Origin of the sequence: Companilactobacillus miaonis, from assembly GCF_036913615.1 — a bacterium.
GTDB lineage: Bacteria > Bacillota > Bacilli > Lactobacillales > Lactobacillaceae > Companilactobacillus.
Window position 1 is genome coordinate 118,006 of sequence record NZ_JAYKTX010000005.1, and the last position, 17,350, is coordinate 135,355.

Here is a 17,350-nt window from a genome sequence, read left to right on the forward strand (position 1 = left end):
AATAGCATCTGTTCTCATAGGCACATTGAGAGCGGATGCTATTTTTATTTTCTAAATTGTTTGACGAGTCCTAATTAAGCTTTAACGTACTCATCAGTTGCAACACGATAATACTTTTGTCCACCGATGGTTACAGTCTTATCAAATCTCCAAGCTGTATCGGCAGCCAAATTCATATCAGTCACATCACCTTTTTCATCGTAAATTGGAACGATATTTGACACATCGATCACGTCATTAGCAACCGTAATTGATGTATCTGGTACTTTGACAAATTCGTTTTGAGCTACACGATAATACTTTGTGCCATTGATTTCAGTAATTCTATCAACTTTCCAAGCAGTGCCTGGATCAAGAGTCTTCTTAGTCAATTGACCTGTAATATCAAAGACTGGTGTATCAGTTGTACTATTAAAGATTGTTTTGACAGAAGTATATGGATTGACATTTTCGGCTGAAATCCACTCGTTGGTACCAACATGATACATTCTAATGCCATTGATCGTTGAAATACCATCAGTTGCCCAATCACTGTGAGTTGGCAAAATTCTAGTAATTTCCTTACCTTCGGAATTGTAGACTTCAACAGGTGTCTTGATGGTCAAATCGGCTTTAACAGGAGTGTAAGCTAATGAATCATCGGCTGACAAGTACTCGTTATTACCGACTTCATAATATTGTTTACCTTGAATAGTAACAATTCTGTCGTATTTCCAAGCAGTGTTTGGAGCTAACTTGTAATCAAGTGTCACACCCTCGGAATTTACTAAAACTGCATCGGTCGTGCCGGTCTTAGCAATACCTGTGCTTGCTTGATAAGAATTAAAGTCACTAGCAGGTACCCATTCGTCATTGCCAATCTGATAGTACAAAGTGCCATTGATCGTTGCACTCTGCTTAATAGTAGTATCAGCTAGAATAACCGTCTTACCAGAAATGGCTGAACCATCTGAACCATAAACTTGAACTGGATTCTTTGAAACTGCAGAAACAGTAATATCAACAGGTTTCGTTGTAATGGTTGGAGTTGTTGGTGTTGATGAAGTTGTGGTAGTACCTTCGTCATTATAAGTATCTGATGGTACAGTGCCAGTAGTTGTTCCTGTACCTGGGGTTGTCGTGCCAGTTGTGGTTGTGCCAGTATTTGGAGTCGTTGTACCTGTTGTAGTTGTGCCAGTACTTGGAGTCGTTGCTGGTGGTGTGACTGGAATAGCTTTGAATTCAAATGTCTCTACTTGTGGATTTTGAGTATACTTCCCTGTCAGTGAACCAGATGAATTGACAAATGTGTAACCAGTTAATTTAGTGTATGGCGTCAAATCATACGTTGACCCAATCGTCGTACCATCAACCGTCTCCGTCAATTGTGAACCATTTGAAAGAATTGGTTGATTATTTTGGTCAGTATAAAGGATTTTAACGCTAGGTGCTGATTGCCAATCAATTGGCTGCGTTACTGAACCTTGATAAGAAACAGTTGTATTACCAATTTTTTCTGTATAAGGATTACCAATACCAAAACCAGACATTACATTTTCATATGTGAATTGATTATCCACACTATCCGGTTGACTCAAAGAATAATCATCATTTCCTAAATAAGTAATATTGTTATTTTGATAATCTGAAAAAGATACAGCAGGTGTGACGGTGTAAGTTGATGCCAAATCTTCACCATTAAGACCAGTTACATGTTCAGTAGCGAAGGTCATTGGCTGTTTCGTGACGGCATACAATGTCGTTGGATCATATAAATTATTCTCAATGCTTAAATAACCACCTGAATTGTCAGCAATACCCTTCAATGATGAAAAATCTGTAATATTAGTATTATTCAAATAAATAGATGGACCATATGGCAAACTTGATGAAGTATAAGAACCAAATTTGATCAACATTGGTGCTAACTCCTCTAATTGTGTTTGATTAATACCAGCATTATTAACATTATTATTCGAAATCGAACCTGATCCTTCAAGTGTGAGAGCACCAGCCCCGTAATAATTAAGTTTTGGTAATTGACTAACATCAATTTCCTTATAATTAGGGTCACTAAAGTTACCGATCAAACCAATTTTTTGATTAGCAAACGACAATCCTTCCAAAGGTGTCAAATCTGGATTAGAATCCTTGTCATATGCAACATTAACGTAAAGTGAGATTGGACTGGTTGATGGTAAGAATTTCAAATATTGCATCCCACTGAAAGTCTCAACTTGATAACCAATTGTACTTGGCTTATATGTAAGGTAATAAGCATCATCCAAATTCATGACACCACTGTAATTCTTGATATCACCAACAGTAATATTTTGAGTCGCAGACAATTTTAATTCTTGTTTAATCATGTAATTCAATAATGGATCTTCAATATTTACAACCGTATTGTCAGTAACATCACTTGGAATGGCATATGGATTTGTGACAGTAGTAGGGCTTGTCGTACTAGTGTTTGTCGATGTGGTCGTAGGTGCCGTCGTTGTCGAACTGGTTGTTGTCCCAGTGCTTGAAGTAGTTGTTCCGGTCGTTGTCACTGTTCCTGTGCCTGAAGTAGTCGTTCCAGTCGTTGTAGTGCTCGTACTTGGAGCAGTTGTCCCAGTTGTTGTAGTTGCTCCCGTACTTGGAGCGGTCGTTCCAGTCGTTGTAGTGCTCGTACTTGAAGCGGTTGTCCCAGTTGTTGTAGTTGCTCCTGTACTTGGAGTAGTTGTCCCGGTCGTTGTAGTTGCTCCTGTATTTGGAGTAGCTGTCCCAGTTGTAGTGCTCGTACTTGGAGCGGTTGTTCCACTTGTCGTTGTTCCCGTACTTGGACTTAAAACAGTTCCCGTTGAACTTGTAGTGCTAGTGCTTGGTGTTATAGTTCCTGTATCAGTTGTTGTCCCTGTGGTAGAAGCTGTTGAGCTTGTAGAACTTTGTGTTGTAGTAGTAGGTTCAGTGGTTATAGTCGCTGTACTCGTTATTGTTTGACCCCTAGTAGACTTAACGCTTGAATCATTAACCTGTGTTGACGGCGATTGACTAGTTGTCGCAGCTTTAACATTTTGATTATTCAGTGAACCTAATATCATTGCTGAAAATAATGAAACTCCTAAATAAACGCATTTCTTATTTAATAACATTTCAATAATCACTCTTTTCTACTTTCTAGAATAGATTTTAGTCTCAATTTTTATATATACCAATCAAAGAGATTGATTAAAAAATGTTATTAAATGCCCCAATTTCAACGTGTATAGGGTTTGTAGCCAAAAGTGGAATATATATACCATTTGTATGAGTAAGTAATCACTATCATATTTTTTATAAAATCATCCTTTTTAGAAAACTAGACAATATAAACAGGATAATTATCATTTAATTTATAGTACTGTTTTCTAAATAAATTGCTCACAATCAATTGTTAAAATTAGTTGACAGAAATAAGTAGTTTAATTAGAATTGGCTTTGTGGAGGCATTTGTTTTTGTGCCAAGTGTCACACAATCGTAATTTATTATCCTTTTTTTGAATTTTAAATGTTTCTTTTTATATTCAATAAATTTGATTCACTTTTGGAAAAAGCTCTTTACAAAACTTGAATCAAAATTTAAATCAAATGATAGTAAACTACGAATTGTAATAAAGATACACCTCATATATCTAATAAATATTTAAGTACATTTGGCAGTGTACATTAAGATTGATATATATAGAAAATAAAAAAAGATATCCATGGTCGGCATACCACGAATATCTTTAAGTTAAGAATTCACACACATATTAAAGTAGTAAATTAATTAAATAGAAGCCTTAAATTGTTGTTGAGTTACATCAAACATGGCAACGTATTGATCAGTAGCAACACGCAAGAAAGGCATACCTTGAGACGTATAAATTGCAGAATCGGAATACCATTTAGTTCCGGAAGCAAGTGATACGTCTGTTCTCTGTTTCAAATTATGATCGTAAACACGAATAGGACTATCGTCAGATGATTGAACTTTAATGGTCATCTGGCGTTTTTTGTATGCAAAACTATCATTTGTACTTAGGAATTGGTTAGGTGCAACTTGGAAGTATTCATTTCCGTTGATCTTAACCAATTGGTTAACTTTCCAAGTACTATCTTTTTCAAGAGCGATATCTGTTTTATTCCCGTTTTGGTCATAAACAGTTGTATTATCAGTAACTTGAGCATAGTTCCCCGTTGTAACTGATTGTGCATCAACATTTGTTGTTGATGTAGTTGCGGCAATACTGCCACCTAATAGAGCGCATACTAAAAATGCAATTGTTTTTTTCATAGTTATTTCCTCACTATATCTAATAAATTTTTTCCCCAGCTATTTTTTGGCAGAAAAATAGCGTACATCAAGATTGATTCTATACATATCAAATAAAATTATATAAACTCACACGTTGCCTATAATTTTTATTCGGCATATTTATAGGCAACTTAATAGTACAAGCATTCCGCACATTTTTCAACATTTTTATCTCTATAATGATATATAATATTATTAATTATTTTATATATCCGCTATTCCAAAGGCATGTAAACGTTCATAAAAAAGTAAAATTTTAATATAAAAAAAAGAACATTCTACAATAATTCTTCGAATGTTCCCATCCAACAATTAGTATTTTTGTGTAAATTTCTGTTGTACAACGTACCACATTCCAACATACTCATTTGTCGCAACACGGACAAACGGCATGCCTTCTGGGGTAGTAATCACGCGATCACTATACCAGGATGTTCCTGGTGCGAGTGCCACATTAGTACTTTCAACAAAATTATGGTTATAAACGGGGACATCTCCATTATTCGAAACTTTGATAACCTCCGGTCTATTTTGATAGATAAAACTATCACTAGAACTCAAATACTCATCAGTAGCTATTTGATAAAATTTTTTCCCATTAATATTTATTGTTTTTCCCAAAAACCAATCGCTATCTCTAGGCTCTGTTTTCCCTAGGGTGCGACCTGTGGAATTATAAAGTTTCGCTGAATTTACGCTAACCTCCACAAATTTACCAGTATTGATGGATTCAGCCTTGACACTATGGACAGATAAAGTTGAAAAGCATCCTAATAAAACAACTAGGAACGTTACCAAAGTACTTCTTTTCATAATTTATACTTCCTTAGTCTCCTTAGACTAATTAAAGTATAAATTGTTTAAACATCTTTAACAAAATTTATGCATAAGCCTATATGAAATTATTCCATATGGCTTATTTTTTCTAGCAAAATTTCATTTTGATCTGACTTAGCCAAATAGTAAGCTAAGCGTGAATAATCATGATATTGCTCTTCCCTATCTGGGTTATTCTTCACCGCCAAAGCAGCATTGAAATACAATTCGGCTAGATAATATGTCGAATGATTTTCTTTAGCATAATTCAATCCGAAATGAGCAAATTGATATGCGTTTTGGAATAATTTCATATCATTGAATGAATCAGACAAAGTTTTACAAATAAATAATCCTTCCAAATCGTTGGCGTTGATAACATCGATATTTTCTTCGACTGTATCTCCAATCATTTGGAAATAATATTGTGCACGATCAAGATGATTTTGACTCAAATAGTTTAGTCCTTTGAACAAGTAGGCCAATAAAGTGTATATATCATCATTGGCTGATTTTGTTAATTGCAAGACTTTATCCAAAGTGAATAATGACTCATCACTATTCCCATTGTAATAATTCAAAGCCCCAATAATCAATTCGTACTGTTTCTTATCATCATCGCCAAGATTTCCTTGTAAATTGGATAATTTTTCATCTATACCAGTTAATTGATTTAACAAAATATTTTTCTCAATTGTATCTAAGAGACTTTCTTTTGCCTCAGTTTTTTTATCAGCGAAATCGCTGAAAACGTCATTCAAAGTCAGATCCAATTTCAAACAAATTTTAATCAATATATTCACGGTTGGAGCTATATTATGTTTTTCTATTTTACTAATGGTGTTTTGAGTGCAAATATCGTTGGCAAGTTCGATTTGCGTCAAATTCATTTCTCGTCTTTTATTATAAATAATCGACCCAAGAAACAAGAACAACACTCCTATCTATCTAATATAATATTTTTCATATATTACTATACCACCCTCTATAAAAAAAACTGTATTTTTCATAAATGGCGATATTAAGATTTAAATACAAAATTATGGATATTTCGAGTATTTTGCATAAAAACTATCTTTTTTATGTTGATTTTGTCATTATTTTGTCAATAAAAAGTTTTTTTTACAAAAATTGGCTTTTTATTCAAATTTATTTTCAAATAGATGACAATACTAGCTACAACAACCAAAAACTAGTATGATAATTAACATGTGATTATTTAACAAAGAGGTAATAAATTGTGACAGAATCAAACTTTTGGTCAGCTATTGCGCAAAAGGCAAGAGCCGAGAATCGACCATTTTTTACCATGGCACCTATGGAAGCAGTCAGTAATACTGTCTTTCGTCAAGTTATCGCCAAAGCCTATGCACCGGATACTTTTTTTAGTGAATTTGTATACGCAAAAAGCATTACCGATCCCAATACAAAATTTCCAGTTGATGGACGACTTTACGTTGACCCTAGAGAAACTAAGAAACCCGTCGTACAGCTGTGGGGTGACTCACCAATTGACTACCAAACCGGTACAAATTTTCTCAAAACTCACGGTTTCAAAGCAATTGATATCAACACCGGCTGCCCAGACAAAACAGTCATCAAAAATCATGGTGGCACATACTTGATCCGCAATCCTGAAAAAGTTGACGATATAGTTACTGCTAGCAAAGAATCTGGATTGGCCGTCAGCATCAAGACTCGTCTCGGTTACAGCAAAGTTGACGAATATCACGACTGGATTCCTAAACTTTTAAGCCAACACGTCGACCTCTTGACAGTCCACTTACGAACAAAGATGGAGATGAGTAAAGTCGCCGCCCACTTCGAAGTAATTGATGACTTGATTCGTTTAAGAGACCAAATTTCTCCAGAAACCCTACTTCAAGTAAATGGAGATATCCTTAACTACCAAGCAGGTGTCACGCTAGCTAAACAGCATCCCGGATTAGACGGAATCATGATTGGACGCGGAGTCTTCACAACCCCATTTGCCTTCGAACCAGGCAACAAAACACATTCATTAGATGAATTATTAAACTTACTCCGCCTACAATTGGATCTATTCGATGACTACTCGACTCACTTTGACACCCCAAGGTTCGTTCCTCTAAAACGTTTCTTCAAAATTTACGCCCGAGATGAATTAGGCGCTACCGACCTAAGAAATAAACTAGTCCGCGCCAACAGTTCCAACGAAGTTAGACAAATTTTAGATGATTTTCAAAAATAAAAAGCAAATAATTCATAGGTCCATTATTCAGTCTGGAGCAACAAAAAAAGGAATGCTGAAATTAATCAACATTCCTTTTTTTTCTCATTAGTGCGGGTAAGAAGATTCGAACTTCCACGGAGATAATTCTCCACAAGATCCTTAGTCTTGCGCGTCTGCCAATTCCGCCATACCCGCATGCAACAGAAATAATTATACATATAATTAAAAAAAATATCAAGATGATTATTTGATATCTTTAATGTATTTCAATTTTCCATGGCATTTACCGCAAACATAACGTTTCGTATCAATTCTTTTGATACGTAAGTACTCAGTTTGACATTGGCTACAGCGATACAGATGATAAATCTTGTGTTTTCTAGTACTAGGAAGTGGTGAAAAACGCAGACCTCCAACCTGTTGCAATAAAACTTTGAATTCATGATCTCTGTGCTGGGCTGGTAACCCATCGTTGTACAAATGATAGTGACATAATTCGTGTTTGATCACACCGATTAAAGTATCTTTACCAAATTGTTGCAAAATTTTAGGATTAATATCAATATTTCGATCACACAAATGAAATCTTCCGCCGGTAGTTTTTAAACGACCGTTAAAATACGCTTGATGAATAAAAGGTTTCCCAAAATAGTCTTGGGAAACCTTTTTTACTAGTTCTGTTAGCTCTTGATCAGTCATTTTAAGCCAGATTAGTTAGCTTTTGGATCAATTTTGAGAATTTATCCATAGCTGCATCTTGTTCTTTTTCTGAAGCGTCAAACTTATGACGATCGATCTTCTTGTCATCACCGATACTGTCAGTCATTTCTCCACAAGCTTCAACGTATTTTCTAAAAGCAGACACTAATGTGATATGTGTTCCCATTAATCTAGCAGGAGCTCTACCCTTGTCTAATTTAGCAAGTGTTTCTTGATACTTTTTAGTTCCAGCTGCGAAATCTTTTTGAATTTTTTCATATTCAATACTGTCTAATTGTTCAACTTTACTGCGATCCAAAGCATCACGTAGTTTTTCGAATTCAGGATTCAGCTTGTCTTGTTCCTCTTGAATCGTATTCACTGTATTATTAATCAAATTACCGTATTGCATAGCTTTCTTTTGTGCGGCATTCATAGTAATTACCTCTTATTTTCTTGTTGTGTTTTTTCAGTATAAATATCTTCTTCAATGGTAAATCTTGGACGTTGCTTAACTTCACTAAAGATTTTCCCAACGTATTCGCCAATCACACTAATACTAATTAATTGTACACCACCGAGGGCCCAAATAGATATCATTAGTGACGACCAACCGTCAACAACATTTCCACTGACCTTTTGAATCAAACTATAGATCAAAAGTACAATACTAATTAAAACAATAAAAAATCCTAAGCCCATGATCATCTTAATAGGAACGATTGAAAATGATGTAATTCCGTCAATTGCAAATTTCAACATTTTCTTCAAAGGATACTTCGATACCCCTGCAAAACGTTCTTTTCTCGCATAGTAAACCTTGCTAGATTTGAAACCGACCAATGGCACGATCCCACGTAAAAATAAATTACGTTCTTTATAGCTCAAAAGGACTTCACAAGCACGTTTACTCATCAGGCGATAATCAGCTGAATCAGGCACCAATTTAACACCTAAGAAGCCCATGAATTTATAAAACATTTCAGCTGTGCTACGCTTAAAAGCCGTATCCGTGTCACGGTTGTTACGGACACCGTAAACTACTTCCGAACCATTCAGGTATTCATTAACCATCTTGGGAATGGCGTTAACATCATCTTGCAAATCAGCGTCTATCGTTATAACGGCATCCGAATCCTTAGAGGCAGTCGTGACACCAGCTAACAATGCTCCCTGGTGACCAAAGTTTCGACTAAGCTTGACTCCTGACACGACTTCATTTTCCTTCGAAAACGTATCGATCAGCTCCCAGGTCTTGTCCTTACTACCATCATCAACAAAGACAATTTTACTAGTTGGTGTAATTTTTTGATCAGCTATCAAACCATGCAAAATAGCTGTTAATTCTTTAGTCGTCTCATGTAATACTTCTTCTTCGTTATAGCATGGAACTACGATACTCAATTTAAATCTATCAGACATCTAAATTTTCTCCCGTCTCGACTTGATCCAATCATAACAACTATAAAGTCCAAAGCCAGCTAAAATAGCAATCACTGGCAAGAACTCAAGTCGATATCTTCCTTGCACTTCAATTAACAATTGTACAACGGCATATGCCATTAGTGGTAACAAAATCAAGAATAATTTATTATCATATTTTGCTCTAAACAATTTCAACGATCCTAACCATGAGAAGATAATCAAAATCACGCTTCCCATATACCCAAGGAGTTTGACTAGATTGGAAATTCTTAGAGAGTGGATCTTTTCAAATTCAGTGAAATCAATTGCTTGTGAACGTCCTGCCCAAAGCGTGCGATTCTTTTGCCAGAACAATTTAAGCCATCCGTGACTAGCATTTAGATTCTTGATATTTTCTTTAATGACTTTGTGCTCTTTAGCGCTCATCTTAATGCGACTAGCATTCAAATCAAAGCGATTGACCATATTCTGATCGTACGAACCACCTGAGTTAGCATCTAATCCGACTACAAATTTCCATTCAGAATCACGATTAGTTAATCCATAGGAGTTCAAACCAGAATTCTTGATGGCTAAACTAGTTCCAGAAAAAATCACTTGATAGATGACTAATGTCAAAACAATTTTACCAATGCCACGCCAAGAGAATTTATTGTTACTGATAAAGACATACAATAATCCGTAAACGACGATTCCAGCAATAATAACTGGCCCGATTGGACGAACAATACTTCCGATTGCCAAAGTGATTCCAGCAACGATATAGGTCCACAACTTGTTTTGCATCAACAAGTAGAACGTCAACATGAACAAGAGCATCCCGATGTATTGATTATCAGCTTGTGAATTCAAAGCAAACCAATCTAAGTCGATCATCAAAACTAGGACTGTTAAACGGGCAACTTTAACTTTGTTGAAGATTTGCAACGAAATTAAATATCCTAAATACAAAATCAAAACTTGATAGATCACATTCAAGAATTGTAAGGCGAAAACATTTTGCCCGAAAATCTTCACAACGCCCATCACATAAACTAGAAAACCAGTTTGATAGGCCCATTTAGCGAAGTAATCATTGTCATAACTAAAAATCTTCTCACCTAACAAAGCTCTCGGTGCCACATTCCAAAATTCCCCGAAATCACTGATTTGAGTTTGTGGTACGACCTTCAACCAAATCAAGGCCACGATCATAAAGATTGCTAAGAGACTGATCAAAATCAACCGATTCAGATTTTTATCATCGTCTCGAATTTTAACTAAGAGCCAACCCGCTAACAAAACAAAAATGATTGCACAAAGAAAAACCAGTATGGCTAGTACTGGTTCGGGTTTTAAATAATTAATCGTAAAGAATTGACCCATCTGTACGAAAACGACAGTTGTGAAAATCCCTACGCAAATAAGCACTAATTTACTAATAACACTTTGAAATTTGCTTAACATATTTCCCCTTCTAAAAATGCTAGTTTGCTTATTTTACAAAGTCAGCTAATTTTGCCAAACAAGCAGAAATATCTTCCATACTAGCAGCATAACTGAATCTCAAATGATGCTCGCCACCAACACCAAAGAATCTACCTGGTAAAATAGCCAGATGTTCTTTATCTAATAAGTCGTTGGCAAATTTAAAATCATCTTGTTCTAGGCCATCCGGAATCTTAGCAAATAAATAGAACGCTCCATTAGGAGTTGGACATTCAAAGCCAAGTTCTTCTAAGCCAGCAAGTAGTTTATCGCGTCGAGCTTGATACTGTTCACGCATTGAAATTGGGTCGTCATAGCCATTCTTGTATGCTTCTAAGGCCGCAAATTGGGTAATAGAAGTAATTGAAGTCGTAGCCAATTCATGAATTTTGTTGATCTGAGTAATTATTTCCTTAGGTCCACAAACAATTCCAAAACGCCAACCAGTCATCGCATGTGACTTAGATAGACCATTTAATAAAATAGTTTGATCTGGCAAAATATTGCCAAATGAAATATGTTTAAAATTATAAGTCAATTCACTATAAATTTCGTCACTAATTACAAAAATATCGTGTTTCTTTAAAATTTCTGCTAAAGCAACTAATTCATCCTCGGTGTAACTAACACCCGTTGGATTGCTTGGATAATTCAATAGAAAAATTCGAATACGTGGATGAGTTCTTAGTATTTCTTGTAAAGCTTCTGGCGTTACCTTGAAATCAGTCTTTGATGTATCGATATAAACCGGAGCCGCACCGTTAAAGTCAGCATCTGGTCCATAAATCGTAAAAGCAGGCGACGGGATTAAAACTTCATCCCCTGGTTGTAAAATAGCGTTGAAAGCAGAGAAAACACCCTCTGTAACACCAGTTGTAGCTACAATTTGAGTTTCTGGATCATAATTTAATCCATACTTATCTTTCAAATATTTTGAAACAGCACTCAAAAGCTCATGATTGCCTTCCGGCACAGTATAATGAGTTTTATTTTCATTAATTGCCTGAATGGCAGCTTCTTTGATATGTTCCGGGGTAGCAAAGTTGGGTTCACCAACCGTCATATTAACGACTCCTGGAATACTTTTGGCGCGCGCATTGAATTTAAAAATCTCTTGTTGTTTGATTGCAACAACAGATGGTTTCATTAAGGAAACTAAATCTTTGTTCACTGTTTAACACCTCTTCATAGAATCTTACGAATAGTACAATTTTATTCTAACACAGGGAAATTGGGATAAAAAACGCTGTTAGTTTGGACCTGTCTTACTTACGGGGACAAAAAGGGGGTATTTCTGCTTGGAAATGCCCCCCATTTTGTTCTGTTTTTTAATGATTTGGTTTGTTTTGGATAACCATGGTTCTATGCTTTATAGCTAAAACGCGTTCCGCAGGGGCAACTCCCTCCGAGATAACAAAATTTCCCAAATCGCCCGTAAAGTACAACGGGCAATTCGTGAAATTACGTTATCCTCCGGGAGCTGACCGCCCCTGCTACACGCTCTGATTTAATCAAACACAGTATAAGGCAAGCGTCTCTTATGAGCGGTCTTCTTATACCATCCCTCAATAACTTCAGCAGCTTTTTCGTCGATATCTTTTCCCTCAAGATAATCGTCGATATTTTTGTAAGAAACGCCAAGCGCCTTTTCATCTGGTAAACTTGGTCGGTCTTCTTCTAGATCTGCGGTTGGAACTTTTTCATACAAGTTCTTTGGTGCAGCTAGTTTTTCTAACAAGGCTTTTCCTTGGCGCTTATCTAAGCGAAATAGTGGTGTTACGTCGGCTGCTCCGTCTCCGTACTTTGTATAGAATCCGGTGATGTTTTCGGCTGCGTGATCGGTTCCGACTACAACGCCTTTATTATCGCCAGCGATGGCGTACTGGGCTATCATACGAGTTCTAGCTTTGATATTTCCTTTGTTAAAGTCAGAAATATTTAACCCGTTGGCCTCGACTGCTTTTACCATTGCGTCAACACTATCTTTGATATTAACTCGAACTACTTTGTCCGCTTGCATCCATTCGATGGCTTGCATGGCATCTGATTCATCGGCTTGTTCGCCATATGGTAAACGTACAGCGATGAATTTGTAATCTGTATCGCCTGTTTCTTGACGCAATTCAGTCATGGCCATTTCAGACAACTTACCAGCCAAAGTCGAATCTTGTCCACCAGAAATGCCTAAAACTAATGTTTTTAGAAAGCTGCGATTCTTAACGTAATTTTTCAAGAAATCAATCGAACGTCTAATTTCTTGTTCGGGATCGATTTCTGGTTTGGTATGTTCAAATTCAATAATTTCTTTTTGCAAAGGTCTCATTTTAGTCACCTAATCTAATATTGTTTACATCATTTCTGATCTTTTCAATGTACTTCATCTTATGACTGTAAAGTTTTGAAGATAAGTCAACTGGATAAACTTGTGGATTCAAGATACGTTTGTATTCATCCCAAAGTGAATCTAAGTTAGCTGCACAGTATTTTTTGATTTCTTTGACATTTGGCAAATCATAGACTAATTTTCCGTCAACAAAGATATCATGCAACATTGGTTTTGCTTGGAAGTCTTCAACGGTCTTATTGATGTAAGTGTATTGTGGATGGAACATATAAAGTGAACTGTGCTCTCTTGGATCTTCATTCCAGAATGTGACATAGTCCCCTTCTGATTTATCATTCTTACGATTGTTAGTGATACGCCAGACTTGTTTTTTACCTGGAGTTGAAATTTTGGCGGCGTTACTGGAAAGTTTCAAAGTGTCCATCATGTTGCCACGATTGTCTTCGATACTTACCAACTTATAAACAGCGCCTAAAGCCGGTTGGTCAAAGGCCGTGATAACTTTGGTACCGATACCCCAGACGTCGATTTTGGCATCTTGCATCTTCAAGTTCAGAACAGTCTTTTCGTCCAAATCATTTGAAGCATAAATCTTAGCGTTAGGGAATCCAGCCTCATCAAGTTGTTTTCTGACACGTTTAGAAATATAAGCCATATCACCAGAATCAATTCTGACACCTAAGAAATTGATCTTGTCACCCATTTCTTTTGCAACTTTGATAGCACTAGGTACACCACTCTTCAAAGTATCATAAGTATCAACTAAGAAGACACAGTTCTTATGTGTTGTGGCATAAGCTTTGAAAGCATCATACTCATTACGATATGTTTGAACTAAGGCATGAGCGTGAGTTCCAGAAATTGGAATACCGAATAATTTACCAGCTAAAACGTTACTTGTAGCGTCAAAACCAGCAATATAAGCGGCACGAGTACCCCAAATAGCAGCATCAACTTCTTGGGCACGACGAGAACCAAATTCCATTACCGGGTCATCACCACAGACAGTCTTGATACGAGCAGCCTTAGTGGCAATCAAAGTTTGGAAATTGACCATATTCAAAATAGCTGTTTCGATCAATTGGCATTGTGCCAATGGTCCTTCAACTTGAAGAATTGGTTCTTCATTGAAAACTAAATCCCCTTCATAAGCTGAACGGACCGTACAACTGAATTGCATATCCTTGAGCCAACGTAAAAATTCTTCGTCATATTCCCCATATTCACGTAAGTATTCAATATCTGAATCTGAAAAGCTGAGATTCTTCAAATAATTGACCACATGTTCCAAACCTGCAAAGACCGCAAATCCGTTGTCAAATGGCAACTTTCTAAAGTAAACTTCAAAAACTGCACGACGATTGTGCAAACCTTTCTTCCAGTATGTATACATCATATTTAATTCATAATAATCAGTATGCAACGTTAAATCTTCATCTTGAAATTGAGTCATGATAACTGCTATACAAAATATGGAGAAATGTAGTAGTTCATATTTGACCTCTACATTTAGAAAGGTTGTATATTTCCCTTCTTAATTTTATTTACTGCCGTTATAACATCAGTATTCTGATATCCCCCAAGATGGGAGTAATCACATTGACCAACTATGACAGCTCACGGGTTTAGCCAACCCATTCATTATTAGATTAAAGCTAACAAATTAGATACTGCATTCATATCACGATCAAGGACTGCTCCGCAGCTATAGCATATATACTCATTATGTTTCGTGTGATGTTTAGCATTTCCACGTAATGTGATTTTTTCAATGCCCCTTTTGATATGACCACATTTAGAACAGCGTTGTGTCGAAGGATAATGTTCATCTGCAAGCACGATTTTTTTGCCGTACCATTCACATTTATAGCTCAATACTTGACGAAAATAGCTAAAAAGTGACCGTTGAAGCCCCTTTGAAGCAACGTGACTCATTTGCATTTTCTTGACATTTAAATCTTCGATTACAACTTTATCAAAATCTGTAACCAACTTGGTTGTAAATTTCTGAATCAAGTCGTGTTGGATATTAGCAACTTTACGATAATCACGTTGCAATTTGGCTCTCACTGCAACATAATTATTGCTTTTACTGGCTCCTTTTCCATTAACGATACGCTTACGAGCAAGCTGTTTCTGATAAAGTTTAATACGTTGATACAATTGCTTTAAACGATCTGGTAAAGTATTGACGAAGCCTTCAGTATAATTCAGATGACCAACATTTACATCAACTGCTGTATATTGATTAGTCATTTGTTTTTGATTGCGTTCAACTTCAAATGGAAGACTGGCCCAATATTTACCATTTTCACGATAAATACTTACAACTTTTAATTTACCAGATAAATCAGTATTTTTACTGATACGAATGTCGTACCAATTTTTCATACCAAGAGGTTTATCCAAACGTAATTTACCATTAATAATCTTTGAACGATCAGTTTTGAAGCCCTGTCGAGGCGCCTTCTTGGACTTAAACTTTGGCTTACCCCAATCCACTTGCGCTTTATCAAAAAAACTCTGCCAAGCTATTCCCAAATCAGAAATAGCTAATTGGAGGGTCCTGGCTGATAATTGGTATTGCCAATCAGCTTTATTAGCCACTAACTCATTCCTAACGGAATAGGCGGTCGGATTTGGATTAGTACTGTCAATTGTGTGCAAAGCATACATATCATTCCAAGTAGCTAATCCTCTATTCCAACAATATCTGCGATAGTCACAAAGCTTATCCAGAATTTTCGTCATGTGTTGATTCGGATACAGTCTTACTTTTTGTGTGCGAACTATTTTACCCAAACAATCAGATTCACTCATGGTTATCCTATTCACCTCCACATTAACTTTCTGTGAATAGAATAACTTATTCTCCTATTTGATTCTATAATTATCTACTTTTATGCAAATGATTCGTTTCTCCCTTATTTATTTTTTCGCCCTATATTTTACTCTAATTTGCCTTTAAAGTCGCCTGATACCCATCATTAACCTTGTGTGCAAGCGCTTCAATCGAATAATTGTCACGAACTTCTTGATATAAAGCCATTCCTTTTTGGCTCAAGTTGTCATCTTTCCAATATTCGTGGGCATCATTTAAAGCTTGGATCAATTCTTGTTCATTATTTGATTCAACTAACCAACCATTTTCGTTGTCGATAACTTTATCAGTTGCACCAACGTTTGTTGCAATAACAGGTTTTCCATAGGCAGCTGATTCTAGATAAACTGCTGGCATACTTTCAGTCTTCGAAGTCAAAATTGAAACATCACATTCTTGATAGTACTCGCCAGTATTTTCCTTGAAACCAACAAAATCAACTTTGTCACTGATACCGAGGTCGACTGTTAATTTATGCAATTGATCCATCAAAGGACCGTCCCCAACCAAAACTAAGCGGAAATTGAAATTGACTTTACTCAAAGCTTCCAGCAAAAGACGATGATTCTTAACTTCGACCAAACGAGCAACCTCAAGAATCGTGAAAGTTGGTTGATGATTGAAGACCGGATTCGTCCCCGCAAAATCAATCGCATTAAAGACTTCAAAACGCTTCTTGTGGTCGATCTTCAACTCATCAAAATATTCTTCCATGTCAGGATTGATGTAAAACAGCAAATTAGCCCGTTTTAGCGCGTGTAGATTTAATTTGAGCATAACTGACCCCTTGAGTCCGGAAAAGTCGATCCGGGGGTCAGAATGGACAGTAATCACCCATTTTGCGTGAATCTTCTTGCGAATCAACGACACAAGATAATTTGCCCGTGGTCCGTGAGTGTGAACAATATCAAAATCATTGTTATTGATGTATTGTACTAGTGGTTTCAAAATCGATAAGTCAAATCGTTGTCTTTGTGGCAAAACGGCTACTTTCAAGCCATTTTCTCGTGCCATCTTCGAAACTGGTCCCTCTTGGAAAGTCAGCAAGGCACTCTCTTCGCCAATCAATTTCTGACCTTTCATCAGGTTTACAATATAAGTTCTAGCACCGCCGTCTTCGTTGCCGGCATTGATATGTAAAACGCGCATTTTGACACCTCTCAAATTAATCTTTCTCGTGTATAATAATACATTAAAGGAGATAGC

Annotated in this window: 14 protein-coding genes and 1 tRNA gene; 1 reads left to right on the forward strand and 14 read right to left on the reverse strand. The window is 36.4% G+C overall.

What is annotated here, in order from left to right; all coding sequences use genetic code 11:
• Nucleotides 1–74: 74 nt before the first annotated feature.
• The 4 genes from U8521_RS05635 to U8521_RS05650 all read right to left on the reverse strand — a co-directional run bounded on the left by U8521_RS05635 (nucleotide 75) and on the right by U8521_RS05650 (nucleotide 6,054).
• Nucleotides 75–3,116, reverse strand: coding sequence for an SLAP domain-containing protein (locus U8521_RS05635; RefSeq protein WP_334352122.1), 3,042 nt, complete (start codon nucleotides 3,114–3,116; stop codon nucleotides 75–77).
• A 656-nt stretch (nucleotides 3,117–3,772) separates the two neighbouring features.
• Complete coding sequence (locus U8521_RS05640) at nucleotides 3,773–4,279, reverse strand: SLAP domain-containing protein (RefSeq protein WP_334332179.1); 507 nt, start codon at nucleotides 4,277–4,279, stop codon at nucleotides 3,773–3,775.
• 333 nt (nucleotides 4,280–4,612) lie between these two features.
• Nucleotides 4,613–5,113 (reverse strand): SLAP domain-containing protein, encoded by a 501-nt coding sequence (locus U8521_RS05645; RefSeq protein ID WP_334352123.1) that lies wholly within the window; start codon nucleotides 5,111–5,113, stop codon nucleotides 4,613–4,615.
• 89 nt (nucleotides 5,114–5,202) lie between these two features.
• Nucleotides 5,203–6,054: a helix-turn-helix domain-containing protein gene (locus tag U8521_RS05650; protein WP_334332177.1), complete on the reverse strand. Its 852-nt coding sequence runs from the start codon at nucleotides 6,052–6,054 to the stop codon at nucleotides 5,203–5,205.
• 302 nt (nucleotides 6,055–6,356) lie between these two features.
• On the opposite strand from U8521_RS05650, the gene U8521_RS05655 reads away from it, so the two are divergent.
• Entirely contained in the window at nucleotides 6,357–7,346 is a 990-nt protein-coding gene (locus U8521_RS05655) for a tRNA-dihydrouridine synthase family protein (protein WP_334352124.1), read from the forward strand.
• A gap of 91 nt (nucleotides 7,347–7,437) precedes the next feature.
• Here the strand turns inward: U8521_RS05655 and U8521_RS05660 are convergent.
• The 10 genes from U8521_RS05660 to U8521_RS05705 form a co-directional block, all read right to left on the reverse strand.
• Nucleotides 7,438–7,523 (reverse strand) — tRNA-Leu (locus tag U8521_RS05660).
• A 48-nt stretch (nucleotides 7,524–7,571) separates the two neighbouring features.
• Nucleotides 7,572–8,027, reverse strand: a complete 456-nt coding sequence (locus tag U8521_RS05665; protein ID WP_334352125.1) for a SprT family protein — start codon at nucleotides 8,025–8,027, stop codon at nucleotides 7,572–7,574.
• A gap of 1 nt (nucleotide 8,028) precedes the next feature.
• A complete protein-coding gene (locus tag U8521_RS05670) occupies nucleotides 8,029–8,463 on the reverse strand; it encodes a hypothetical protein (RefSeq protein WP_334332174.1) in 435 nt (144 codons plus the stop codon).
• Nucleotides 8,464–8,468: 5 nt separating this feature from the next.
• On the reverse strand, nucleotides 8,469–9,449 hold the full coding sequence (locus tag U8521_RS05675) for a glycosyltransferase family 2 protein (RefSeq protein WP_334352126.1): 981 nt from the start codon (nucleotides 9,447–9,449) through the stop codon (nucleotides 8,469–8,471).
• Entirely contained in the window at nucleotides 9,450–10,898 is a 1,449-nt protein-coding gene (locus U8521_RS05680) for a glycosyltransferase family protein (RefSeq protein WP_334352127.1), read from the reverse strand.
• A 28-nt stretch (nucleotides 10,899–10,926) separates the two neighbouring features.
• A complete protein-coding gene (locus U8521_RS05685; protein ID WP_334352128.1) occupies nucleotides 10,927–12,090 on the reverse strand; it encodes an aminotransferase class I/II-fold pyridoxal phosphate-dependent enzyme in 1,164 nt (387 codons plus the stop codon).
• A gap of 336 nt (nucleotides 12,091–12,426) precedes the next feature.
• Nucleotides 12,427–13,242 carry an NAD(+) synthase gene (nadE, locus tag U8521_RS05690; RefSeq protein WP_334352130.1) on the reverse strand — a complete coding sequence of 272 codons (816 nt, stop codon included), beginning with the start codon at nucleotides 13,240–13,242 and terminating at the stop codon, nucleotides 12,427–12,429.
• A gap of 1 nt (nucleotide 13,243) precedes the next feature.
• Complete coding sequence (locus U8521_RS05695) at nucleotides 13,244–14,716, reverse strand: nicotinate phosphoribosyltransferase (RefSeq protein WP_135371443.1); 1,473 nt, start codon at nucleotides 14,714–14,716, stop codon at nucleotides 13,244–13,246.
• 191 nt (nucleotides 14,717–14,907) lie between these two features.
• Nucleotides 14,908–16,083, reverse strand: a complete 1,176-nt coding sequence (locus U8521_RS05700) for an RNA-guided endonuclease InsQ/TnpB family protein (protein ID WP_334332169.1) — start codon at nucleotides 16,081–16,083, stop codon at nucleotides 14,908–14,910.
• Between the two features lie 133 nt (nucleotides 16,084–16,216).
• A complete protein-coding gene (locus U8521_RS05705) occupies nucleotides 16,217–17,293 on the reverse strand; it encodes a glycosyltransferase (RefSeq protein ID WP_334332168.1) in 1,077 nt (358 codons plus the stop codon).
• Between the last annotated feature and the right edge of the window lie 57 nt (nucleotides 17,294–17,350).